Source organism: Pseudoalteromonas sp. DL2-H2.2, from assembly GCF_021532535.1.
Classification (GTDB): domain Bacteria; phylum Pseudomonadota; class Gammaproteobacteria; order Enterobacterales; family Alteromonadaceae; genus Pseudoalteromonas; species Pseudoalteromonas rubra_A.
In genome coordinates, this window is record NZ_JAKGBD010000004.1 from 299826 (window position 1) to 325199 (window position 25374).

A 25374-nucleotide genomic window follows, 5' to 3' on the forward strand; every position below is an offset into this window, starting at 1 on the left:
GGTTTGTTTAACTAAACTTACGGCTGGCTATCATGTGTCAGGCTTTCTGCCAAGTTTATCAGGGTCGCTGCCACGGTTTCTTGTGTCAGCTGAACATAGTCACAACTCGGCGTAATTTGCTCACCGACAACATAGGCTTGGTGGGCGGCTTCCAGCATTGCAATGTCATTGACATCGTTACCAAAACACACGGTTTGCTGCATATGCAGACCAAGCTCCAGCAGTGCTGTAAGCTTGTTGCTGCGAGCGGGCACCAGATCAAAGCAATGATGGCCGTTGTGATGATAGACTTCAAAACTGCTGAGTGTTTGTTCACATACTTGTTTGACCTGTTCGTGATGCTCATCCTCTAAAACCAGTAACTTCACTATGGGCTCATGCCTTAGCAGTTCATTGCTTCCCGGCGGAATGCCCAGTTCGGCCACATGCTGATGAAAATGATGAGGCTTGTTTGAGATGGCATACTGCCAGTGGCCGTCAAATAAATAGGCAATTTCGTGATTGTCCAGCCAAGTAAGCAAAGTGGTGATTTGCTTTGGCTCGAAACTATGGGCACTGACTACCGCTTTGTGCTCGCTGAACATAGCGCCGTTGCAGCCAATGATAGGGTGATGCCAGAAGCACTCAGGCAAGACAGGTAAGGTATCTCTCAGAGGTCGTGCGGTGGCAAAGTACAACTTACCACCATTACTTTGCAATGCCAGCAGGCCATCTTTGATGTCATCATGCATGCGCTGGGCATGGAATACGGTCGTGCCATCTAAATCAAAAACAAAATTCATTATAACTTCCGGGTACAAAACAGAGCATTTACTTTGCCAAATTCACCAGTTAGTATTTTGGCTATCGGCTCATTTTTTATAATTATCGGCTCAAGTTGACCATTAATACAGGAAAACCCGCCCCCATCCGCTTTGCACTGAATCAATCTGTGCAAGTTAAGTACATTGAAAAACAGAAGGTCCTGTTCGAGTGGCATCAGCATGATTGCTTTGAACTGATCCTGACTATAGGCGCTCAGGGCTGCGGATTTATCGGCAACACCATTCATGCGTTTGCTGATATTGACCTTGCCCTGATTGCACCGGGTGTGCCTCATACCTGGGACAGCCAGCCACCTTATGACAGTGCCGAGCTAGTGATTGTGGTATTGTGGCCAAAGACATTACTGGCTTGTGCCATTGCTGAGCTGGCAGACTTACAGAGCTGGCTTGATAGTATTGCAAGCGGGCTGGTCTTTAGCCGTGATACCGCAGAGCAGGTGCGTGAACAGTGCCTGGCACTTAACGCGGCAAGCCCGCTTAATCGGCTGACTTTGCTGTGTGAGATACTGGCTGAGCTACGCGGTCGCCCAGCTAAAGGTATCGCTCTGGATCACTCGCGTAATTCAGAGCGGTTGGCCCGGGTAAAGGCCTGGATTGCAAGTCGGGTTGACACGCCGCCTAGCCTGGTTGAGTGTGCAGCGCATATCAATGTCAGTCCGGCGACCTTAAAACGTTGGTTTCAACATGAGCTTGGCTGTTCGTTTTCACAGTATTGTGCTCAGCTGCGCTGTCAGCGTGCCCAGCACTTACTGGCAACGGAGCGTCGGCCCATTGGGGTGGTGGCACAGCAATGCGGGTTTACCAGCGCAGCCTATTTTAGCCAGTTTTTTAAAGCATACACAGGTACAACTCCCCGCGCCTATCGGCGTCAGTTTCGCTGGCGCAAACTATAACAGCAGCGCGCTGTGTTAGGAGAGCGACGGCATTTCAAGCCTTTATTGACAATCAGTGAAAACTTCATCTTTTTGCCTTTAATTTACAATGTTTAGTGTTTTAATGTTTTGTGTTTAGCGTTACATTAATGTTGTTTATTTTGTAAAGGGAATGGTGTTTATGTGTGGCTTTCGAGGTTTAGGGATCGCGGTATTTGCGATGATAGTAGCGGGTTGTGGGGGAGGAAGTGAAGATTCTAATAACGATAACGCTGTTAAGGATAAGATTGAGGCGGTGTGTGAATTAAGCGCAGCTGAAAACGTAAATGATATTACAAAGCAGTTGAATACAGTTCTTGAGAATCTTCATACAGGCTCCCAGGTCGACGGGCAGGAGTTTTACTATGATACGAAAATTTTACCAAATCACTATACACTTGGTAGCTTGCTAACGAAAGCAGGGAAAAAAGTCACGTCAAATCGTGATGCTAAAAGTGAGGAGCACACGCTCAGTAGTGCCAAAATTTACAACGATACTGGCTTGACGTATGACCTGACCAAGAGCAACTCTACTAGTTTGGGCGACGAACTTTTTACCGCATTTACAGGGGTACCGCTCGGTCTTGAGATGAGCGATACAGATAAAAAAAATCTGAGTGCTCATGTGAGTATTGATATCGAGTATAGCGATTTGAAGTATTCAGAGCTGGATGAACCAAAAGAAGTCTTTTATCAGGCTGCATCAGAACACCCGGAAGCGACTAAACTGGTTGCTGGGGTTTATACAGCAAAGATTAAATCGCGAATATCTCAGTCTGCCAATTGCCAAGGGACTTCAATAGAAGCGCTAGAAGTCAGTATTTCAGACTTCCTGGCGCAATCTAGTTCAAATATGGCCATTACTGATTCCAGCAGCAGTGACTCTTTCATCGAGCTGACGTCTAAGCAAGACGTTGCTGTGGCTTATCTGTTTCATACCTATCAACCAAAAGATCCAAAACCATTCAATGTGTTTGCTTACACAGACAGTGGACCAACCATTCGGCTTAATTGGGAGTCCAATTATTCCGGATTAACCTACAAAGTATATTACAGTCAAAGTCAGGACTTTTCAGTTGAGAATGCCATTGTATATGAGCAGGAGGTTAACCAGCCTTTTGCCGTTATCAGTTCTGCTGACTTTCAACCAGGTCAGGAGTGGTGGTTTAAAGTCGAAGCCATTGTAGCTGATCGCGAAGAAAAATTTGTGTCTGAACATATGCAGCGAGTGCGTGTTCCAACTGACGCGCCATCGGTGCCTGTCACGGTTAGTGCAACTCCAATGCAAGATGGTCGAGTAAAAATAGCCTGGACACAACCGGTAGATAACGATGCTGTAACGTTTGAAGTAATGCGAAAAGAGGCGGATATCGGTGACTATGTACAAATCAAGTCAATCAGCTATGACTCATCAAAAGAGAGTTTCATTAAAGGCCACTATGTTGACTCGGCCTTAAAAAAGAATACTGAATACCACTACAAAGTCCAGTATAGCAATTATTTAGGTGCATCGCCTGAATCAAGAAGCGTCTCTGTGACCACTCCGGCTGAGTTTACTGATGGTGGTACTGAGGTGAGCGCAGAAGCGGGTGAAAACCTGTATTCAGAGCCTGGTAAAGACGTTTATCTAAATGGCACTAAATCTAGCACGACATCGAATTTACCTCTAAGTTATAGGTGGAGTGCACATTCACAAAACCAGGCCACCACAGAGTTGCATGACAAAGATAAGGCTGAACCTTACTTCACCATTCCTGCGGATATACGTACGCCACAAACCCTGATTTTTGTATTGCAAGTTTCGGATGATGGTAACTGGGAAAACTCCGATATAGATACTGTGGAAGTCCATGTTGTCGATAGTTCCGGGGGAAGTGAAAATCAGGCGCCGACCATAGTACTTGATATTAGCAACGAGACGCCGGTTGCGGGAGAAACAGTGACAATATCTGCACTGGGCTCTTCTGATCCAGATGGGGATCAACTTAGCTATGTTTGGCAAGATATCAGCGGTCAGCTAAATATATCAGAAACTTATGAGCCGACTTTAAATGTTAGTATTCCTACCTCTGCATCACCAAACACAAAGTACCAGCTGCTACTGACATTGAGCGATGGCTATAATGCTGTGCCTAAAGTGATTGAGCTAAATGTTGCTCAAACAAAAGTACAAGGAGGCCCATTAATCATTGAAGCCGCTTTTGCTGAAGCTCCGATTCTGGGTCAACAAAACCTTTTGCAGATTTACGTAGCGAATCAAACGAGCGCCGTAATAAACAATGTTGAGTTAAAGTTACCTTACCCGGCTTTTTTTGAGCGGTTGAGCAGAGACTATGTCAGTGATGGCGGCTCCTGTGGTTGTTCCGATGGTGGAGAGATCAGCTGGGCTTTGGGTGATTTGGCTCCCAACTCCTCAACATATGTGACCCTTACGCCCACATTTCAGTTGGCTGGTGTCCAGCAGCTGAATTTAGAAGCCACCAATGGTGAAGGGATCAAAGCAACTAAAACCGAATTGGTAGTAGTCAGTGACAATGATGCAACGAGTATGGTGCTTGTGCAGCGATCTCCTGAAGTTTTGCCCGGTTCAAAAGCAGTATATGATTTGCAGTTTGCATATCAGTCAAACTCTACGCCAATAGAGAACGGACAAGTCGAAGTTTTACTGCCCGAGGGATTGTCATTGTTAAGCGCCGATAAAGAAGTGGTGGAGGATGGTCAGTCTGTCAAGTGGACCGTAGGTCGAATAAAGCCGGGCGATGTGGGCATGATGCGTCTGGTTTTCCAGGTCAGTAATGAAGTGCGTGATGTGTCTCATTTACTGCCACTAGAAGCATTCCTTTCAGATGAACAAGACAATTCTACTTTGGCGCAAGCTAAAGCCGTAGCCCAGGTTATAGAGGATAAAAAATATGAGTTTGCGCTGACGTTATCCGACAGCTTTGTCGTTGACAACGAGTTTGCATATCTAGAAGCCATGGTGATGAACAACACTAATGAAGCGATTACCGGTGCTGATATCTATCTTAGAAAGCCCATCTGGTCAGATACTATCTACGATGAATATATCAGTAATTCCGGAAACTGTGGTGGAGATTGCAATCATGATGGTGAATTCATATCCTGGACAGTTGGCACGTTAGATCCTGGTCAGTCCCGGGTATTTAGCGCGAATGTGCCAATTAAAATATGGCGAGATGCCCAAGTGCATAAGTTAGTGGGGGAATTAGAACTAGAGGGCAGCGCACAGGTGCTTGCTAGCGCAGAAGCCGGCCTGACAGGTTTGGATGAGAAGTTGATAGTGATGGACATGATACCATCTACACATACGGTTACTGTGGGCGACACTGTGCGTTACGAAATATTGATTACGTATCTTGGCACATCTCAGGTTGCGGAAAATGTCTACCTAGAATTTGAGATCCCAGCTGGTGCAAGCTATGTTGAAAGTGACGGTACATATGAAAATGGTTTGGTTTCTTGGAGTATTGGTCGTTTAGAGCCTGGAGCAATGATCAGGAAAACACTGCATATTGCTTCAGAGCATGACACTAAACGGTCTATTTTTGGTGAAGCAAGACTATATGCAAATCAGCAAGTAAATCCAGTAATAGTTCAATCGAGTGTTGTGCCAGTGTTAGAGCGCGCGCTACCAGTTGAACTTGATTTGGCTACCAGTACACATTATGTGCGGCCCGGCGAATGGGTCGACGTGAAGCTCTCCATTGCAAATAATTCCGACTATGAACGAAAGCTAGTTAACCTATTGGTTCGATTCTCTCACTACTTTGAAAATCTGGCTTCCGATTATATCTCTTATGGTGGTAGCTGTTCAGGAGACTGTAACTTCGACGGCGAATTCCTCATATGGTCCTTCAATGCCCTAAGCGCCCATGAAGTCAAAACAGTCAGTTTTAGGGCTAAGGTGAAGGCGGAACTTAACGAAGGCGTGGTGATACCTTTACGGGCTGAATTAGAACAGGGCGATCCCTCTCAAACATTGCAGTTTAATTCGGTATTTGACACTGAGGCTCTGGTCGTTGGGAAAAGTCATCCGGAATTGGTTGTAGTGGCTAATAAAGACCCAGTACTACCCGGTGAGCTGGTGAGTATTGCTGTTAACACTATTTTACCAAGCGATGCTGAAACCCTGACTGCTGTGGTTGTTGATGCTCAAGTACCAGAAGGGTTTACTGTGGTGAGTGCAACAGGGAATGCCGATATAGAAGAAGGGTCGGTGAGCTGGCACTACGACGAATTGTTACCAGCAAGGAGCAGCCAACATAGCATCATATTACGTGTCGACTCAGCTCAAGCTGGGCACTTGCATAAATTTAAAACGCGAGTGTGGAGCAATGCGGATATGTTGCAAATAAATGAGCTCAACCTGCGCGTGGACGAGGAACGACCAATGAGTTTGATGCTTAATGTTCCCGAGACGGTTGCGGTTAATAGCCCTATTGATTTCCAGATTACAATTACTAATCACTCTGATTTTAAGCGCAATATCAATGAGCTGTTTGCAATTTTCCCTGAAGAGCTAGTAGAGATGAGTGAGCGGGATATAGACGGAGTTGACTGTCCTGACTCTGTGTGTAACAGCAATGAGTTTATCTCCTGGGGGGCCATGGAGCTTGCTCCCGGCGAAAGCAAAGTGTTTAGCTTGTCTGGCACCGTAAAAGCTGAATCGGGCCATGAGCGGTTTATTGAATTTCAAGTTCAAGCGATCGACTCTGCAGGATTTGTTGTCAGACAATCAGCAACAAGTGTGATCAATTAGGGTTAAGACGCTGGCAAGTGTTATGGTGTCGTGGTTGTTTTGCTCACTGTAGCGTGAGTTGGTATTGGCTGCGCGGGTTTACCAGTGCAGCCTATTTCTAGCCAGTTTTTTTACTGCATAAATGGATATGACACCCGGCCGGCGCCTGCTCGCGCCGGTTTAGCGGGCGCAAACGCTAACTTTTAGGGTGTCCAGAGGGAGTTGGATACAGTGTTAAATCGTCCAGTATCACCAGCTGTTCACTGTGCTCATCCAGCGTAAAGCTCAGCTGGCAAGGGTCACAGCAGAGCGCTTTTTGTGCCAGATAGTGTGGGGAAACTTCAAGGCGGTATTTTCCCTGCTTTAATTTGTCAAAAAAGAAAAAACCATCGGGTTCTGTGTAGATGGTGGTTTGTTCACCACTGGTTTCCCGGGTGAGTTGCAGTGCAACCCGGCCACTGAGATCCGCAAGCGCTCCGGAATCTTTAAGCAAGGAGATCATACCCTCTGCTTCGAATTGAAGATGAAACGGCACGTCAATGATGGGCTGAGAACCTGGGTGCAGATCGGCTTCTATGAGTCCAAACTGTGGCTGTAAGTATAAGGCGTCGGGTTCGTTGTGCTCTAGCTCCAATGTTACTGGGCGGTTTGCAAGCAGGTGAAGCAATGTTTGGGCTTGTGGTTGAGTTAAAGTGTCAACCTTACTGCCGTTCATCATCACAGCAATACCAGGTAAATACTGGTCTTGTTCATCAACGCGCTGATTATTATTGCGGTCGTAAAAAGCGCGTAGTTTTACAGAGCTGCTCAGCCGACCACTTTGGCTGCTAAGGGTACTAAGCGGTCTTGGTCCGTAAAATGAAAATGAACAAGATAAGCCAAATTGCCAGCCATTACTTTCGTGGTAGGTGGCACTGGCATTGACCGCCACCGCATCGAAAGTTTTTGATAACGTGAAGGATGTTGTATTTCGGTGGAGGGTGAAGGAGCGACGTAGCTGCAAAGAGCCGTAATAACCGTCGAACTGATTGGCATAACTCAGCGCCAGCGAATGTTGTTCAAACAAGCCTGTTGATTTGTTCCAGTTAAACCTGGCTCTGCCCCAGTTGCCAAACAGGCTGCCAATCATGGCATATTGTTGCTCATGTGCGTCGTCGCCTCTAATTTGGCTGAAATTTGTGCTTATACTGCCGGAGTCGGCCTGATAGCTGAGATAGCCATCTACAGATTTATAACGAGATTGATTTATCTGGCTGAGACCTAAAGTTGAGCTGAGCTGCCAGCTATTGAGTGTATGTTCATAATTGAGCGTATTGATGTTTTCCTTGCCAAACTGACCATACCCGCGCTGAGATGCGAGGCTTAAAGCTTGTGTCGTACTCAGTGGGGTCAGCCATTTCAGATCATAAAATAGCTGATCACGCCCGCCCGCTTTGAGGTTCCATTTGGCATCAGTGGGTTCACCAGAACGCTTCCAGCCAAGATACCATAAGGCGTCTTTATGGCGGGTGTTTTCCAGCCACTCTCCGCCCAGGTTAATTTCGTCGCGGGTACTGACGACATAGTTCAATTGTGGATTGAGGTATTTTTCCTGTGGGTTAAAGCGGCTTTTTTTTAATATTGACTCTTTGGTTGTGTAGGCAGCCAGGTTGGTATACCACTGCCCGGGTTCATAGCCCGATTGTGCCTGATGCATCACAGTCCGGCGAAGGCGTTTTCCGTCTGGCGACTGGATCATTAAGTGGTAGCTGTGGTTCGAATTAAAAATCTGGATCGGCCTGAAACGATACTGACCATTGCCTTTGACTCTTATCAGATCAAATAGTACATCATTGCGATAAAGTTCGACGTCGCTGCCGGGTTCTGCATAGCCCTGGATGATGAGCGGTTTACTAGCACTGCTGTGCGTCGCGCCATATTGCACGCCCAGCCCGCCTCCGCCGGTTTGCAGCAATGCGCCTGTGATACCCTGCAAGTCGCCAAACTGATATTCACTCAGCTCTCCCAGACTGCGGGAAAGCTGGAAGCGCCCGTTGCGTTTGTCGTTATTTGAGTCTGTTATTATCACTTGGGCCTGATGGTGTGCCAAGTCCTGGTTGACTGCTACATAGGCTGAGGCACTGGAGTTGTGTTTACTGTCTGATGCAGACAGCTGCACGTCGATAAAAGGCGCTGTATACCATTGATACTGGTCGTTTAACACAAGCTGATTGGCGCGCTTCGCGCTTTTTTCCTGTGAGCTGGGGTGCCTCTCTTGGGTATCAAAAACCAGCACCTGAGTACGCGGATTAAACTCTGATTCGATGCCAAGTGCCAACAGCACATCAAGCCGGATATGGGATTCTTCTTCGAGCGTTACCCATTGATCTTCTTCTAATTTAATCTCGACCTGTTCACCCCAGATTGCACCATGTAAACGCTTATCTGCCAGATCAATGGTGAGGTTACTGACAGCAGAGCATTGAGGTTATCCTGGGATAAAAAGTAATGTTCGTAGTCGTGTGTGAGTAACTCAGCCCCTTCGGGAAAGTTCTGCTGGTCGACGTACAGATCAGCAAATACAAAGTCGGCAATATCGCCCACTTCCCGGGCTGAAGTGTACGTGCTGTGAAGCGATAATAAAAGAAGTAAAACGAATAGATACTGCATGGTAAAGGCCCGTCATGGGCCAGGCCTTTAAGGGATGGAGGCTATGTTACTGGTAAGCTGCAACAAAGTCATAGGTAAAGCTTTTGGTGCCTGGTGCATTGATCGCAACGTCTTTGTCGTCCAGTATAATGGTCTCTGCGAACGCGACGTCAACTGAGCCGCTTGCATTCCATGCGCTCATTTTATTCTTCATCAGTGAGGCGATTGTTGTCGGCGCTGCTCTGTGTGGAGTGTGTTGTATCATTGGCAGAGAAAGTTGCCTGGTGCATACTGCCAAAGTAAGTGAGGTTACCCAGGTAATCAGGCACTTCACGTTCACTATTGAATTCGCGAATACGCTCAATCTGTTGATCATGAAATGCATGCATAATTGGCATGATTGCCTGGTTTGCCCAACTCTCCAAGGCATCTGAACGGATAAACTGATCTTCAAATTGCGCTGCATCATCCAGCAGCTGACTCCAGATTTGCCGTTGTACTTGTGGCGGTGTATCTGCCACATGTTCCAGTGCATCATTGATCCACCCGAGTCCATATTCATCATAAGCGGTCAAAATATCAGAATAGAGGCGGCCACGATCAGAGTCACTCGGCGGCAGATCCTGTTGTACCACCATATCGTTGTTCTCGCTCTGGTAGTACTGACGGTGGGCAGACAGGTCGACTTGCTGGCTCAGGTAAGCAAAAATATTCGGTTCACTGTCTTTGTCAGCTTCATCCAGCATCTCGAGCATGCTGCGCTTCTCAAAAGGTTTAATGACTGTGGCCATATCCAGTATGCCGCGGCTTTGCTCAAAGGTACTTTGTTGCAGATGGGTATTCAGTGTACTGAGGTCTTCGCCTTTAAATTTACCACTGATCAGTAAATCACTGAAGGCGTGCAGCAGCTCAACCTTTTGTGCGGGTTGGCTGAACTTATGTTTCCAGAACTTCTCGCGGTCATATGAGGCCATTAGCAGGTGTTCCTGACCATGCTCATCAAGGCTAACCGGTGACTCTGGGGCCCGATAGCTGGCACCTTGCTCGCGCAGACTGGTAAGGGTTGCAATGGTGTCTCCCAGCGCGTCGTCAGACAAAGCGGCGAGTGCGTCGACGAGTTGGTCAGGGACCTGGTTTCGTCTTTGTTCAGAAAAAACAGGGGTGCTGCCAGCCTCTATTAATATATCTGCCAGTTGAGACAGCGCTTCATCGTCTAGCCGTTCAGCGATGGACAGCAGAGATTTGCTGGGCTTAATGTGCTCAAGTTTATTTCTTTGCTCGGGTGACAGACGATCAAGTTGGGCGAGAAAGGCATTGATATCCTCTGTGTTGCTCAAATCGCCATAAGCATACTCTTTACTCAGCTGACCATGCTGCGTGTCTGCACTTTGCTGGCTGACGATATGAAAGCGCTTAAAACCGACATAGTCAGAACGTTCTGCACTGGGTCTTGGGTAAGTGAAAGGCGAGGCTGGGCGGTTCGGGGTTTCCGGTAGCAGTGCTTTTAAGTGCTCGTCTGTGATAGATGTGCCTGAGTCGGCAATCGCTGCGTGCTCTGTCGTCAGTACTTCCTGAGTACTGCGTGTTTGCCGGTTTGAGAGGTGCTCTGTCTGATTGGGGTAAGTGTGAAAGTGTAGCTTCATAAATAACCTTGTCCTTGTTACTTAAAGTTGCACATATATCGGCAAATAAGCTCATAACTTTAGCAAGGTTAAGGAACGCTCGGTTTAACAGGGGTTACCCGGGAGCTTGCAGGTGTGCTGTTCACGTGAACAGTGTCATAGCAACATAGCCAACTCTGGGGTACAAAGGGGCATTTTTGTCCCTCAGAGTTGGCCCGCCTGGCCTATTCAGGAAGGAAATGAAAACCCGGCGGGGTAGCGATGAAAGCCATCAAAGTCGCCTTTGCCCAGGGGGATGCCAGCTGTGCGCAGTATTGCGTATGCCATTGAGAAGTGGAATAAAAAGTTGGGCCAGGCATAAAACTGAAAGTACTGCTCAGGTTCCAGAGTGTGGTTGGCAAAGCCCGCAACAAAAGTGATGCTTGAAGGCATCGATTCAAAGGGATCGTTTTCTAACTGCTCCAGATACTCTATGGTGTCGTCCAGCTCTTGCTGCAAGTCGGCGAGGCTGATGGTTGGGCGTTTAAAGCTCTTGACCTCTTTATTAAATAACGGGCAGCAGCAACGTAGCGACAAAGCCGCAGCCGTTGAGACTTGTTGATGCAAAGGAAACATATCCGGACTGAGTCGCTGTTTTAGTAAATCTTCACTAATATCGTCGCGCTGCATCAGAGTTTGCATTTGGTTTAGATAGTGTATGAATGGCTCAATAATCTGGCTCATTTTTCCCCCGTTAAGAAAAATCAAAATGCACGTAAAGTTCACTGCACGGTGAGCGGATCACGACGCGCAATTGCTATTAACAAACTGCTCTATACTAAGCGACGCTTAATCATTATTTTCAATCACCTACAACAAATGTAGTAGATAAAAACTGAATCATCATTAGTTTAACGGAACGTTTAAAAAACGTGACTTTAAATGGTTTTTTGTGTACCTTCTGGAGTCCGCTGGTAAATCGTTTACGGGTTTTATTTTAGACATAAGCCCGCCAAGCCGCCAGCGTGTTGCCTTGGGGCAAGCTCTTTCTCAAAGAGTGAGCCATAAATCGAAGTACACAGGCTTGCGAGCTACAAAATGAAAGACAATTCATAAGGAAATTTTATGCTTAAAATGTCAAAACTGGCGAAGGCTTATTACACGGATACGGTAAAAACTCAAGCGCTACAACCATTTGACCTGGAAGTGCAGCAGGGCGAATTCGTTGCTGTCATTGGTCCGTCTGGCTCGGGCAAAACGACCTTTCTTAATATTGCCGGTTTGCTGGAAGAGTATTGTGAAGGTCAGTACCTGCTCGATGGCAATGATGTCACCGGACTGTCAGACAAGCAAAAATCGCGCTTACGAAACGAAAAAATCGGGTTTATTTTTCAAGGGTTTAATCTGATCCCTGAACTTAACTTATTTGATAATGTGGAAATGCCATTACGCTATCGCAGCTTTAGTGCGGCAGAGCGTAAACAGCGCGTTATGGATGCCTTGCAGCAGGTTGGCCTGGCAAGTCGTAAAGATCATTACCCTCAACAGCTTTCTGGTGGACAGCAGCAACGTGTTGCTATCGCGCGCGCGCTGGCAGGTAGCCCGGCATTTTTGCTGGCGGATGAACCAACTGGTAACCTGGACTCAAAAATGGCAGACGGCATTATGTCTTTGCTCAAAGATATCAATGCTAAAGGAACCAGTATTTTGATGGTAACGCATGATACGGAGCAGGCCAGCCAGGCGCAAAGGATCATTGAGATCAAAGATGGTGTGCTAAGTGAGCGTTGTGCCCAAGCGCAGGCGATTGCTTAGGAACAGCTATGTTAAGTTACTATTTTAAGCTGGCATGGCTCAGCTTGCGTAAAACGCCATTGCTGAGTGTGTTGATGGTGGGTACGATTGCTTTAGGCATTGCGGCTGCGATGGTGACGTACACCGTAAGCTATATGATGACCAAAGATCCGTTGCCCGCCAAAAGTGATCGTATTTTTACTGTCCAGCTAAGCTCCTGGGGTCCGCAACAACCATACAAAGTAGTCGATGGACGAGAAGAGATCCCTGAAATGATCTCTTACCGGGATGCCCAAAACCTCAAAACGGCCGCTAAAGCAAAGCAAGAGACCGCCATTGGTTTGTTTAAAAGCATGAGCCGGGCAGAGCAGCAAGACCGTCGTGATGCACAGATGCGGATGGTACGCACCACACATAATGACTTCTTTGCGATGTTCGATGTGCCTTTTTTGTACGGTAGTGGCTGGTCCGAACAGGATGATAGTGCGGGCAATCAGGTTGTGGTGATCACCAAAGCACTAAACGACGAATTGTTTGACGGGGTAAACTCGGTAGGGCGCCACATTGTGTTGGGTGAGTCCTTGTTGCAAATTGTCGGTGTCATGGACGACTGGTTTCCCATTCCAAGATTTTATTATTTGTCGTCACAGGCATACCATGATCCTCATGACCTGTTTGTGCCATTACAATACCAGATAAGCCAGGAGATCTTCTCCCGCAGCGACGTCACCTGGGCGTGCTGGCAGGATATTGAGGATGTTGCCTTTAGTGACTTCATCACATCGGATTGTATCTGGCTGTTTTACTGGGTTGAGCTGGAGTCGGCACAAGACAGAGCGGACTACATGGATTTCATCAATGCGTATGTCGATGAACAAAAGTCGGCGGGTCGCTTTGCCAGAGAGAATCTGAGCCGCTTATTTACCATTGATGAATACCTGCGCTGGGCTGACGTGCTGAGCAACGAAAATGACATGGCCGTGTGGCTGGCATTTGCCTTTTTATTGGCGTGTTTACTCAATTGCATGAGTCTGATGATGACCAAGTTTTACGGCAAGGGCAGTGAAATTGGCCTGCGACGGGCTGTTGGTGCAAGTCGCCAGGATATCGGTTGGCAGTTTTTGTGTGAGGCATTGTTGATAGGTATTCTGGGTGGTGTGCTGGGGTTGCTATTCGCACAGCTTGGCTTGCAGTTAATTCAGCAAATCTTCACCTATCTGAATGACAGCATTATGCAAATGGACCTGCGGATCATGCTGATGACCTTGGTGCTTTCTGTCGTGGCGAGTGTGCTGTTTGGTCTGTGGCCGATTTATCGTGCCACCCGGATCCAGCCATCCAGCCAGTTAAAGAGCCTGTAGGAGGACGTCATGAAGGATTTTTCAGTCATTCTTAAATCGCTTTGGCACAGTAAGGCGTCCCCGCTGCTGTTGATCTTGCAGATTGCCCTGACCTTCACCATTTTCGTTAATGCCGTCTATATGGTGATGCAAAAACACGAAAAGGTAACGGCGCCCAGTGGCCTGAATGAAACTCAGGTGTTTTCTCTGTTTATTAATTTACAGGAAACGGGAGAAGCCCGGGTTGCTGAATTTGAACAAGTGCTCCGCGATATAAAAAACCTGGACAGTGTTGAGAACGCTATCCCTGTCACGTCCGTGCCGCTGAGTGGTTATGGTCGCTCAGTCGATATAGGTTACGGTCCTGCTGATGAAGATAAACTCACCAGTAGCGGATATTATGGCAGTAACTACGATAGCAAGGATACGCTGGACCTCAAGCTAATTGCCGGACAATGGTTTGAGAAAAGCGATGTAACACATTCGTTTTTCGGCGCCAAATCAGGCGGCAAGATTTTAGTTTCCAAAGCACTCGCTCAGACACTGCACCCGGATAACTGGCGTGATGTGCTGGGCAAGACGCTGTATGTTCAGGGAGCTCCTCAGCAAGTGATTGGGGTGGTGGATAACCTTAAAGCGGTCTGGAGCTTCTGGAGATTGTTTGATCACGCGGTATTGTCTCCGGTGTTTGAAATTAAGGATAAAGTGGGTCTGATGGTAAAAGCGCAGCCTGGCACGCTGGATAAGGCCATGCTCGACGTGAAAGAGGCGTTGCTGATGACGCCGGGCAGACAAATCGATAAGCTGAAGCCTTTTAGCCAGACTCGGGAGGAAAGTTACCGGGCCGATGTCGCCGAGTTGCAAACGCTGCAGCTGGTTCTGATTGGCTTGTTGATCCTGACTATGCTGGCCATATTTGGTCAGGCTCGCTTTGCTATTCTCAAGCGCCGCAAGCAAATCGGTACCCGACGCGCGCTGGGTGCCAACCAGCTACAGATATTGCGCTACTATCTGCTGGAGAATCTGATAGTGACTCTGGTTGGCGTGGTGTTCGGTATGGTCTGTGCCGTACTGGTGAATACTCAGCTGGTGAGCTACTTTGGACTTGTACCGGTTCCAGCAGATTATCTATTGGTGGGGGCAGTGGCCATCCTTCTGGCCGGTCAATGTGCAGTAATTCAGCCTGCCTGGCAGGCGGCACGCGTTTCACCTGCGCTGGCAACACGCAGCGTATAACACTGGGGTCACATGAGGTGACCCCAGCCTAAAGGACATATATTAAAACAATAAAGGAATAAGTATGCGTTTAATTTTAAATCGACCACACTTGTTTGTACCTCTTTCTAACCCGAAATGCGCTGTCCGAAGGAGTTGGAAATGTTGATTGGTTACTACTTTAAACTCGCCTGGATCAGTCTTAAAAAGACGCCGCTACTGAGTATTTTGATGATTGGCACGATTGCCATGGGGATCGCGGCCACCATGATCACCTCGACTGTTAGCATTATGATGGCTAAAGACCCCTTACCGGAAAAAAGTGATCGGGTTTTCTCTGTGCGCCTGAGCAGCTGGAGCCCGGACAAGGCCTATCAGTTGTCCAGAGGGGAAGAAATGCTCCCCCCGATGATGACTTACATGGACACCATGAACTTGCTGGAGGACGGCAAAGGCCTGCATCAGAGCGCGGTGGTCATGTATAAAAGCATGGTTCGCAGCGAAGAGCAGACCGAAAAAGAAGCCAAAATGCTGCGCTTTAACTCCGTCAACAACGACTTCTTTGAAATCTTCGATGTGCCTTTTCTGTTTGGCTCCCCATGGTCCGATAGCGAAGATAACAAAGGTGCCGCGCTGGTGATACTGGACAAGCAAACTAACGACCGCCTGTTTGGCGGTGCAAACTCCGTTGGTCAGCATATCTTTGTTGGTCCGCACCTGGTGAGGGTTGTCGGGGTTATTGATAGCTGGGCACCACTCCCGCAGGTTTTTCAGGGGCCAAATCGTGCGCATAATTTGCCGTATCCTTTGTTTACGCCTTTTCAGTTTCAGGTCAACAACAACTTGCTGTCAAAAGGGGAAATGAGCTGGCGATGCTGGACCGCTCTGGATGATGGCTCATTGGAAAGCTTCCTGGCTTCAGAGTGTGTCTGGATCCGTTACTGGGTAGAGCTGGAACATGCGACGCAGCGCGATGATTATACCGACTATATCAACGCATACGCCCAGGAACAAAAAAAAGGTGGGCGCTTTGTCCGGGAAAAGCCAAGCGAGCTTTTTGATATCAATGAATCGCTTATCGAAGACCACGTAATCGAGGACGATGATCGGATCGCGGTGTGGCTGGCGTTTGCCTTCTTGATTGCCTGCCTGCTTAACTGTATGGGCCTGATGTTGATTAAGTTTTATGGTAAAGGTGCCGAAGTGGGTTTACGCAGAGCGGTTGGTGCCAGCAAACAGCATATTGCCGTACAGTTTGGCTGCGAGACGGTGCTGATAGGTACTTTGGGTGGTATTTTAGGGCTGACATTAGCTCAGCTGGGATTGCGCTTAACCGCCGATACTTTTGCGCATTTACCCGAAGGTTTAATGCAAATGACCACCGCGCTGGCTGTGCTGACTGTGGTGCTGGCGGTGTTTAGCAGCACCTTATTTGGGTTATGGCCTATTTATCGGGCGACGCAGATCCAACCCTCAGCTCAGCTAAAAAGCCAATAGGAGTCGCACAATGAAGGATTTTAAGCCCATTCTAACTACCCTTTGGCGGGCAAAATCGGCCCCTCTGCTGTTGATTTTACAAATCGCAGTGACCTTTACCATTTTGGTCAATGCGGTCTACCTGATTATTCAAAAAGAGGCGATGTTAGTTGAGCCCAGTGGCCTGGATGAAGATGTCGTATTTACGCTTGAGACCAATGTGCAGAGTAACCAGGCGGAGGAAATGATTGCGCTGGTAAAGCAAGATCTGCGTGACATTCGCAACTTACCGAGTGTTGAAAATGTCACTGTGACGAACGCCTTTCCACTGAGCAACTGGGGCAGTTATGTACCGACGGGGTTAGGGCCGACCGAAGAAGACATGAACATTTATACCGGTTATTACACTGGCGACGAGCATGCCATCGCAACCATGGGGCTGGAGCTCATTGCGGGTGAAGGGCCCAGCGAGGGAGAGATCCTAGACTCGATAGACTATAGCGCGGATCCAACACACGCTGTGGTATCCAAAGGGTTTGCCGAGTTGTATTACCCGGATGACTGGCGCGCAATATTGGGAACGACGGTTTATCTTGATTACAAGCCGGTGCTGGTGAAGGGCATAGTCAAAGAACTGAAGTCGGTATGGCCGGACTGGTATTCACACCATAATACGGTGCTAGCGCCGCTGCGAAGTATAAGTAACAACTACAAAATACTGGTGCGGGCAATGCCCGGACAGCGCGAGCAGGCCAAATTAGACGTAGCACAATTATTACTGAAAACCCCCGGCCGCCAGCTGGACCGGCTGCTGGATTATCAACAGCTCCGTCAGGAAAAGTTCAAGTCTGAGCGGGCGGCCATTAAGACCTTATACTGGGTGATCGCAGGATTGGTGTTACTGACCCTCCTGGGAATATTTGGTCAGGCTCGTTTTACCATTGTTAAACGCCGCAAGCAGATCGGTACGCGCAGAGCCCTCGGTGCCAGCAGAGCAGATATTTTACGTTACTGTATGACGGAGAATGCCATAGTCACTTTTATCGGCATTACGCTGGGCGTGCTGTGCGCGCTGCTCGCCAATGTGCAGCTGGTGAATCACTTTGATATGGCGCCGGTCCCGGTGATGTATTTACTCCAGGTAGGAGGGGTGATCCTCATCGTGGGTCAGCTGGCTGTGTGTCAGCCTGCCTGGATGGCGGCCAGGGTGTCACCGGCACTGGCGACACGCAGCGTCTGAGGCGAACAGCAATTAGATTATATTTTCCCCAAAAGGGTATTTCCGGCTCTTTTGGGGATTATTCATGTCAATTTATAGTCATTTTGTAATTTTGTTCTAACATTATATGAAACTAATGTTATCAGGAACGAGATTATGCATCAGCCAGGCTTGCTACCAGTCGCAGATATCTTCACTGAATCAATAAATAACAATGGCTGTTACGGCGTTGTTAAGTATACCAGCGGAGAGCAAAGTGTTTATGTTAAGCAGGTGTTTATTAATCGCCTCGGCAGTGGAGTAAAGCCTGAACTCAGTGCTGACGACATCGAATTTTTCCGCTATCTGGATTCAATTTTACGCTACTGTTACGTATTGGTGTATGTCAGAAACGCCAGCACGGGTGATTATGACAGTGCTATTTTTCTCGATGATTATGAGGCCATTCAGGGGATCAGCAAAGAGGAAGCCCAGCAACGCCTGGTCGATTTACATACTGTGGTGGGCTACCTAAAAACCGCCATGCAGTAACTGGTTTCAGTTAAGGGGGCACCACGATATGTTGTTACTTAAGGGTGCACCACGATATGCTGCTGGTCACACTGCTGTGCAACACACGCTGTGATGACCACTTTGCCCTGATACTCAGACAGTGCCAGGGTTGTTGAGTCATGTGGTGCATGATTGACATACCAGCGCACCGCTTCTGCTTGCTCACTGCCAATACCCGATACGCTCAAGGGGATTGCCGAAACCTGCTGCCGATAATAATGCTGACCGCTGCGCGGTGCGGCGATACGGATCTGCGTGTGGTCCGGTTGTTTCACGGGCGCATTGTTTCGGGCCTGCCAACTGGCAAGCTCAGCAGGCCAGCCAGGTTCAGTGACAAAACTCCCCTGACTGTGCATGGTTGGCGGTGTCATGCCATTGAGGGTGTAGGCCGTGAGTTGCGTGTGACAGGCGCTATCTGGCGTATCCTGACGTGCCAGTCCACCCGGCCAGCAGATCTGTACGGGCTCAACTTGCGCGGGCCTTGGTAGGCTATGGGTATCCGCAGGCAGTAAATCGAACACATCAAACATTAAAGGTGCGGCGCGTGTGGCGCCCAAATACCCGACCACCGGGCTGGCATCGGGTCGGCCCACCCAGACCGCCACAGTGTAGTCTGCACTGACACCGACCGACCAGAAATCCCGATAGCCATAACTGGTTCCGGTTTTCCAGGCAATCTTGCGGCGGTTGCTGGGGATAACCCGATCTGGTGCAGACAGCTGGCTGAGCATCTCAAACGTGATCCAGCTGGCAGCGGGAGACAGCAAAGAAAATACCGGTCTTGGATAGCGAGGGTCGTTTTCAACAAGCGATAAATCCTGTACCTGGCCCTGACTGGCCAGGGCGCGGTAAAGCCTTGCCAGCTCGATTAACTCGATCCCGGTGCCACCCAGCCCAACCGCCAGGTTAGCATCCTGATGATGCAGCTGCACTTTGGCATGACTGAGCTGTTGCTCAAAGCGCGCGGCACCGATGCGATGCAGTAATTGAATAGCCGGTACATTGAGGGAGTGTTGCAGTGCTTTGGTGACACTCACTGCGCCACTAAAACGGCCATTAAGGTTTTGCGGCTTATATCCGTCAAAGTCACTTGGAATATCGCTCATCAAGCTCTGGCTGTGGATCAAGCCCAGATCCAGCCCCAGCCCGTAAATGAAGGGTTTCAGTGTTGAACCCGGTGAGCGTATAGCCCGGATCATATCAACATGTGCGAAGCGACTGTCATCGCTAAAATCAACCGATCCCTGATAGGCCAGTACTTCGGCCTGCTGATTATCTACGATCAGCACCGCGGCCGAACTTTTGCCCGTCAATCTTTGCTTGGTATTGGCCAGCAGCTGGCTGAGGCGCTGTTGTAAGTCATGGTCCAAAGTCGTGCGGATCACGTGCGAAGTGGGGTGCTGACGCTTTAAGCGACGGCTTAACAGGGGCGCCAGAGGGGGCTGTGAAGGCGCGGATAAACGCACCGGCTCCTGGCTCAGAAGCGCCAGTTGTTCGGCATTGACCAGCTGGCTGTCGGCCAGGCGTCTGAGTACCTTATTGCGCATTGCCCAGGCGCGCTCGGGATAGCGATCCGGGCGGTTGTGCGAGGGTTTTTGTGGCAGTACGACCAGCAAAGCAGATTGGTTAATAGACAAGGACTTTGCAGGCTTATTGAAGTAACGTCGTGAGGCCGCCTCGACGCCTTCTATATTGCCGCCAAAGGGGGCCAGGTTGAGATACAAAGTGAGGATCTCAGATTTGCTGTAGTGCCATTCCAGTTGTACAGCTCTGAAAATTTGCTTCAGCTTGCCGGGTATGGAGCGTTCGTGCGGGTCAAGCAGCCGTGCGACCTGCATGCTGAGAGTAGAGCCACCGGAAATGACCCGACCATGCGCCAGCCATTGCCACAAGGCTCTGCACAGCGCCAGCGGATTAACGCCGGGATGGTAGTAAAACCAGCGATCTTCGTAATCGAGCAATGCCGTGAGATAAAAGGGATCGACATCTGCCAGCGTTACCTGGTAGCGGTGGACCCCCTGATCATCACTGAAGGCGCGCAGTTGTTGTCCGTCGCGGGCCGTGACCACCGTAGCGGGCCCATCCGGATAGGGCTGGGGCAGTGGATATCGCCAATCCAGCCAAAACAGTAGCAGGAGCAAAGCAACCAGCGGCGCAGCAAAGCGCGTTATGCGACCAAGGCGCAGCGCGTTAACCACATACATAGTTGAGTCCGCCAGACATCTCAGCGTACGACCTCCAGCTGATAGGGGTATTGCCAGTAAATCACATGCTTATGAGGCCGGTACATGGATTCAAGATAACTTGGCGGCACCTGATATACGCCGGGCACTTCGGCGCGCAAGACATAAGCAAACTGGTATTTGCGAGTGCTAAGCCCCAGCGCTGCCACAAAACGGTCATTGCGATATTCTGTGTGATCTGTGGTGGCCAGCGTGACATGCTCGGGCAACAATTGCGACACTGGAAAGCCTTGCATCAGCGCCGGGTTCTCCAGCACAAACCCGGCAGGAATGCGTTCAATTAATAGGGCATCCGCTACCGGCTCTTTGGTTTGAACATCCAGCACAACCACCACGCGTTCTCCTACTTCAAAGCGGGATTTATCCAGCGGTTGCCCGTTTAAATCAAACAAGCGTCTGAGCATGCGTTTGGTATCCAGCGTGTTGAACGGGCTAATTTCGTTGGCAATACTGGCGTCCAGTTTAAGGCGCCCTTTGGCCATCAGTTGCACATACACCGGCTCTTCAGTTGGGTTTTTGATGGCCATCGTTTGCTCAAGTGCGTGGCTTATCATCTGTGGATGTTGCAGCTGCTCGCCGTTGATCTCCAGTTGTACCGGATGGCTAGGGTTGGTCTGGCTCACCTCTACCGCGGTGCGCAGTAACGCGGCGCGCTCCTGGGTGCTCAGCCAGGTTTTAAGTGCCTGATCGGGCAGTTTTTCGAGCAAGCTGGTTTGCAATACGCGGGATTGTGAGCGCAACGCGCGATGTTTTGCCAGCCTGGCCAGCACCTGAGCAGATTGGGCATCATCACGCAGCGCCGAACCATAGTCGGCAAAATAGTCTTCGCTGCGGCTTATCGTGCTGGCTTGTCTGAGCAGCGCCGCAGCCTGTTGAGTGGCCCCCACATCGGCCAGTGCCGACGCCATATGGAGCAGGCTTAACCGCGACGGGTACTCAGTGATCCGCAGCGACTCCAGATCGCTGTAACTGATCTGGCCACGCTGGCTGGCAAGATAAGCGGCAAAGCTCTTTGCCGCCGTTGCCTCATAGGCATCCTGACTGAGGTCGTCGACTGTGTTATCACGGGTGTATCTCAGCATACGGTAGTGGGCACGGTTCAGCATACTTTGCGGTACAGTGCCCGGGAAGACGGCGTGTGCCTGGGTTAAAAACTCGGTTACATAGGCGCTTAGCCAGGGCTGTTCTGCACCCTGACTATCCCATAGCGCAAATCCGCCACTGGGTTTTTGCATGGTCTTAAGTCGCTGTACCGCCTGGCTGACTAAGGTTCGCGGGTCATCAAATTGTTGTGTCTCGCCAGCGGGCGCTTGCAGTGCCTGCTGCAATAAGCCGTCAAGTTGCGGGTGTTTGAGCAAAAACGGCCAGGCTTTGCTGGTGGTTTGCTCCGCACAGCCGTACGGGTAGGCACGTAAAGCGGTGGCATATTCTCTGACAGGTAATCTGGGTGTATGACTGGCGTACAAAGTCCCCGCATCCGCTGCATCGACGTGTAACCCTTGCCAGAGCGCCGGTGTTAACTGATACGTTCGTCCGGGGGCGAGCATCATGCTGCTCGCCTGCACCAGCTGCGGCTCAATGGCTTTGACGGGCACCGACCAGCTGCGCGACTGTGTTATCTCTGTGCCTTGCAGCGCAATATGTACGCTTGCGGTTTGCGACAAGGGGGAGTCTGCAACCATCAGGCGCATGGTCTGGCTCCAATGCGCCTGATCTTGCAGAGTCAGTGTAAAGGTACTGTCTTGCGTAAACTGCAAGGGGCCTGAGGGGGTGAGTGTGACCGACAAATCCTGCGCCTGGCCGCTGACATTATGCAAATCCAGCGTGACGGCGGTTTCGTCACCCGGGACTAAAAAGCGCGGTACGCTGAGCTCTGCGATAACGGGGGCGCTGACCGGGCGGGCAGCGACTTTATGGCCCACCTGAGTGGGATTGAAAGCGGTCGCGACTATTTGTACTTCGCCATTATAATCAGGTATATCGACAGTGATACTGGCCTTGCCGTCAATCAGCTGCACCGGTTGGGTCATCAGGATCACGGTCTTACTTTCGACCAGATTGTCATTGCGGTTATCGCTGCGTGCATTGCTGTCACTGCCAAAGCGGGACTGTGCAAACGGATCGGGACGATTATCATAACGACGAGAATATAAGTCGATGACATCGCCGCCATAACGACGCTGATTAAACAGGTAATGATGCGGGTCGACCGGATAATAGCGGCTCAAATTGAGGATCCCTTTATCCACAACAGACAGAGTAACCCAGCTCTGATCTGCCTGCGCCTGGGCCACACCATCGGCCTGGATTTCGACTGTGAGTGGCTTGAGGGGCGCTATTTTATCTGGCAGGGTCAGGCTAAGTGCCAGCTCGCGGTCTTCGCGCGCCAGCGTGACTGGCACTATGCCAAAGTGGCGTTGCAAAGTACTGGATTGCCCACTGAGTAAGGTGGCACTGAGATACAAGTCATGACGGGCGAGTGTTTTGTCTAAAGGCACACGCAGCGTGGTTTTCCCTTTACGCACCGACTGGCTTTGTGTCCACAGCACCTTGTCGCTTTCCAGCGCCAGCTGGAGCTGACCATCCGCCGGGGCGTCAAGCTCGACGGCGAGCACCTCACCGGCCTGGTAACTGCTTTTATCGAGTACGATTGACAGGTGTTGCGGTTTGGCCTTGAGTTGCTGATAACCACGATACCAGCCGGCATAAAAGTCATAAACGGTTTTTATCTGGCTGCTGACGTCTGTCACCGTCAGGCGATAATTCCCCCAGTCGACCGGGAAGCGCACGGTATGGGTATTTTGGTTCACGCTCACGGTCTGCTTAGCTTCACTGCGCCACTGCGGCTGAGACTGGCGGCGCCAGCCTATGCCTTCCTCGTAAAACCAGAAATAACGACCCTGATCGTAACTGAGTTCAACCTCCAGCTCACCACTTGTTAATTGCTGGCCATCCGGGCTCAGCAGGGCCAGTTCAAACTCGGCATCGGTGGCGTATTTAAATTCCGTTTGTGCGGGCTTCACCGCGGGCAGCGCTCTGGGTTTCCAGCTGGTATAGCTAAGCTGACGTTGCACGGCCGCGCCGCCGGACTCCAGCAGGCTTAAATTTACCTGGGTTTTTACCGGGCTTTTTAGCGTGTCGGCAGACACGGTTGGCAGGCTCAGTGCCAGTGTGCCCTGCTCAGACAATTGCTGATCAGGCAGTGTCTGAAAGCGGTTGCTCAGGTAAAAGTCTTCACCGACAAAAAATGCGGCGTAGGGACCCGGATAATGTCGCACGCTATGGTGGACCAGGCTTGCCTTTAAGGTGTTGCCAGCGGCCGGGCTGCCAAACAGATAACGCCCTTGTACCGACAAGGGCATGGAGGTACCCGCAGCAACAAAAGGCTGTTGTCCGCTAAACGTCAAGTCCATGCGCTCAGGCACAAATTCTTCAAGCTGAAATTCAAAGTGGCCGATTGCAGATTGGGCAGTCGGGTCGAGCATCACCGAGACTTTGTAGCGCCCGGTTGGCCAGCTGCTGCCGGTATGCAGGCGTTTGCTGTAAAAACCGCTGGCACTTGGGGTTAGCTGTTCTCGGAGCATCTCTTCTTGTAAGGGGTTGGTGACGGTCAGCGTAACGGGCTGATCTTCAATCGCGACGCCATCGGCATCACGTAAAAGCAGATTCAGGGGCAAGGTTTCGCCCGGTTTGACCAAGTCCCGGTTACTGTAAATATAGACTTCTCGCTCCTGATAGGGGCGGCCGCCAATGGGATGATCCGACAGGTCCAGTGGCACTTCTTTAATTGGCAACAGCGCCAGCTCTGCCTTATCCTGCTCGTCGTACTCAGCGACAATGATGTCGTTGCGCTTCAGGGTGATATCAAAATGCACCGCGCCTTGTTTATCGGTTTTGGCTTCACGCAGTAACTCATGCTTACGGTAGGCTTTGACCTTAGCACCTGCGACGGGCAAGCCGTCAGACAAGCGGTTTACCTGGAAACTGGCATGTTGCTTAAACACCTTTGCCTGAATGCCCAAGTCGGTCAGCAAGAGATGTTTAGCCTGCAAATCGTCAAACATGCCCGGTGCTTTGAGGACGATGATGTACCAACCGCTTGGCAGCGATTTCGGGATAGGTAAGCGGGCCGATTGGATACCTGTTTTAGACGCGGACGGCAGGGTAAAGCGGTCGGCAAAGACACTGTCGTAGGTGTATTGCAGTCTGTCCAGTGAACTGGGATAGAGCTTGTCCGTCAGGTAATAGCGACTGAGAAAATCATGGGGACTATTGAGGCGCAGAAACTCTACATCTACCGCATCAATGTGTTCATAGGTGATAGGAATGGATTGACTGGCGCCCTTTGCCACCAGCGGCCCCGAGCCAACAATGGCCAGTTTAGGTTGCTGCATCACTTTGGCCTGAGCCTGAATAGTCACTTGCAACACCAGCGCAAAAAACAACACAAACAGAGTAATGGGGTGAAAGGGGATCTTGCCCGACATGTTAAAGCTCCTTCGACCTGCACGCGGTGCAGCGGGGTTGTAGGTATTTCCTAGGGTGCCAGTAATGGCACTGCACTATCATATCATACATTTGGATTGCTATCCGAAGGTCAATACTGCGATAAAAGAGTGTAGTACATAAGCGTGAATCGCAGGTGAAGCGCCAGCCATTGCCCCGCTGTATGTTCTGCGGGTAAAATGGCGGATTGGTTTGGTTTAATACCAATTTCACTTAATACCTGTTCAATTTGAAGGAGCAAATATGACGCTAACGGCGTTAAAAATTTCTTATTTAGAATAACTAAATAGCAAAATTTTTGCCTTG

General features: G+C 49.7%; 16 protein-coding genes. 8 read left to right on the forward strand and 8 right to left on the reverse strand.

Annotation, left to right across the window (positions count from 1 at the left end; all coding sequences use genetic code 11):
- Window positions 1-17: 17 nt before the first annotated feature.
- The gene (locus L1285_RS09430) at window positions 18-782 is read right to left on the reverse strand and encodes an HAD-IIB family hydrolase (protein ID WP_235412130.1); all 765 of its coding nucleotides are present in this window, start codon (window positions 780-782) and stop codon (window positions 18-20) included.
- Window positions 783-931: 149 nt separating this feature from the next.
- Between L1285_RS09430 and L1285_RS23860 the strand changes: the two genes are divergently transcribed.
- A complete protein-coding gene (locus L1285_RS23860; RefSeq protein ID WP_235412131.1) occupies window positions 932-1717 on the forward strand; it encodes an AraC family transcriptional regulator in 786 nt (261 codons plus the stop codon).
- Between the two features lie 160 nt (window positions 1718-1877).
- Entirely contained in the window at window positions 1878-6515 is a 4638-nt protein-coding gene (locus tag L1285_RS09440; protein WP_235412132.1) for a PKD domain-containing protein, read from the forward strand.
- A gap of 175 nt (window positions 6516-6690) precedes the next feature.
- On the opposite strand, the gene L1285_RS09445 is transcribed toward L1285_RS09440, so the two are convergent.
- From L1285_RS09445 to L1285_RS09460, 5 genes are all read right to left on the reverse strand, one after another.
- Window positions 6691-8817, reverse strand: a complete 2127-nt coding sequence (locus L1285_RS09445; RefSeq protein WP_235412133.1) for a carboxypeptidase-like regulatory domain-containing protein — start codon at window positions 8815-8817, stop codon at window positions 6691-6693.
- A 50-nt stretch (window positions 8818-8867) separates the two neighbouring features.
- Window positions 8868-9143, reverse strand: coding sequence for a hypothetical protein (locus L1285_RS09450; RefSeq protein WP_235412134.1), 276 nt, complete (start codon window positions 9141-9143; stop codon window positions 8868-8870).
- A 46-nt stretch (window positions 9144-9189) separates the two neighbouring features.
- Window positions 9190-9324 carry a hypothetical protein gene (locus L1285_RS23590; RefSeq protein ID WP_268836011.1) on the reverse strand — a complete coding sequence of 45 codons (135 nt, stop codon included), beginning with the start codon at window positions 9322-9324 and terminating at the stop codon, window positions 9190-9192.
- A gap of 1 nt (window position 9325) precedes the next feature.
- On the reverse strand, window positions 9326-10765 hold the full coding sequence (locus L1285_RS09455; protein ID WP_235412135.1) for a hypothetical protein: 1440 nt from the start codon (window positions 10763-10765) through the stop codon (window positions 9326-9328).
- A gap of 207 nt (window positions 10766-10972) precedes the next feature.
- Window positions 10973-11467 carry a DUF1993 family protein gene (locus L1285_RS09460; RefSeq protein WP_235412136.1) on the reverse strand — a complete coding sequence of 165 codons (495 nt, stop codon included), beginning with the start codon at window positions 11465-11467 and terminating at the stop codon, window positions 10973-10975.
- A 381-nt stretch (window positions 11468-11848) separates the two neighbouring features.
- On the opposite strand from L1285_RS09460, the gene L1285_RS09465 reads away from it, so the two are divergent.
- The 6 genes from L1285_RS09465 to L1285_RS09490 all read left to right on the forward strand — a co-directional run bounded on the left by L1285_RS09465 (window position 11849) and on the right by L1285_RS09490 (window position 18298).
- On the forward strand, window positions 11849-12538 hold the full coding sequence (locus L1285_RS09465; RefSeq protein WP_046003532.1) for an ABC transporter ATP-binding protein: 690 nt from the start codon (window positions 11849-11851) through the stop codon (window positions 12536-12538).
- A gap of 8 nt (window positions 12539-12546) precedes the next feature.
- Window positions 12547-13878: an ABC transporter permease gene (locus tag L1285_RS09470; protein WP_235412137.1), complete on the forward strand. Its 1332-nt coding sequence runs from the start codon at window positions 12547-12549 to the stop codon at window positions 13876-13878.
- Window positions 13879-13887: 9 nt separating this feature from the next.
- The gene (locus L1285_RS09475; RefSeq protein ID WP_235412138.1) at window positions 13888-15093 is read left to right on the forward strand and encodes an ABC transporter permease; all 1206 of its coding nucleotides are present in this window, start codon (window positions 13888-13890) and stop codon (window positions 15091-15093) included.
- Between the two features lie 141 nt (window positions 15094-15234).
- The gene (locus tag L1285_RS09480) at window positions 15235-16569 is read left to right on the forward strand and encodes an ABC transporter permease (protein ID WP_235412139.1); all 1335 of its coding nucleotides are present in this window, start codon (window positions 15235-15237) and stop codon (window positions 16567-16569) included.
- 10 nt (window positions 16570-16579) lie between these two features.
- Window positions 16580-17788, forward strand: coding sequence for an ABC transporter permease (locus L1285_RS09485; protein WP_235412140.1), 1209 nt, complete (start codon window positions 16580-16582; stop codon window positions 17786-17788).
- A 135-nt stretch (window positions 17789-17923) separates the two neighbouring features.
- Entirely contained in the window at window positions 17924-18298 is a 375-nt protein-coding gene (locus L1285_RS09490; RefSeq protein WP_046003528.1) for a hypothetical protein, read from the forward strand.
- Between the two features lie 38 nt (window positions 18299-18336).
- Here L1285_RS09490 and pbpC read toward each other — a convergent pair whose 3' ends face one another.
- Window positions 18337-20523, reverse strand: coding sequence for a penicillin-binding protein 1C (pbpC, locus tag L1285_RS09495; RefSeq protein ID WP_235412141.1), 2187 nt, complete (start codon window positions 20521-20523; stop codon window positions 18337-18339).
- A 20-nt stretch (window positions 20524-20543) separates the two neighbouring features.
- Complete coding sequence (locus tag L1285_RS09500) at window positions 20544-25049, reverse strand: alpha-2-macroglobulin family protein (RefSeq protein ID WP_235412142.1); 4506 nt, start codon at window positions 25047-25049, stop codon at window positions 20544-20546.
- Window positions 25050-25374: the final 325 nt, after the last annotated feature.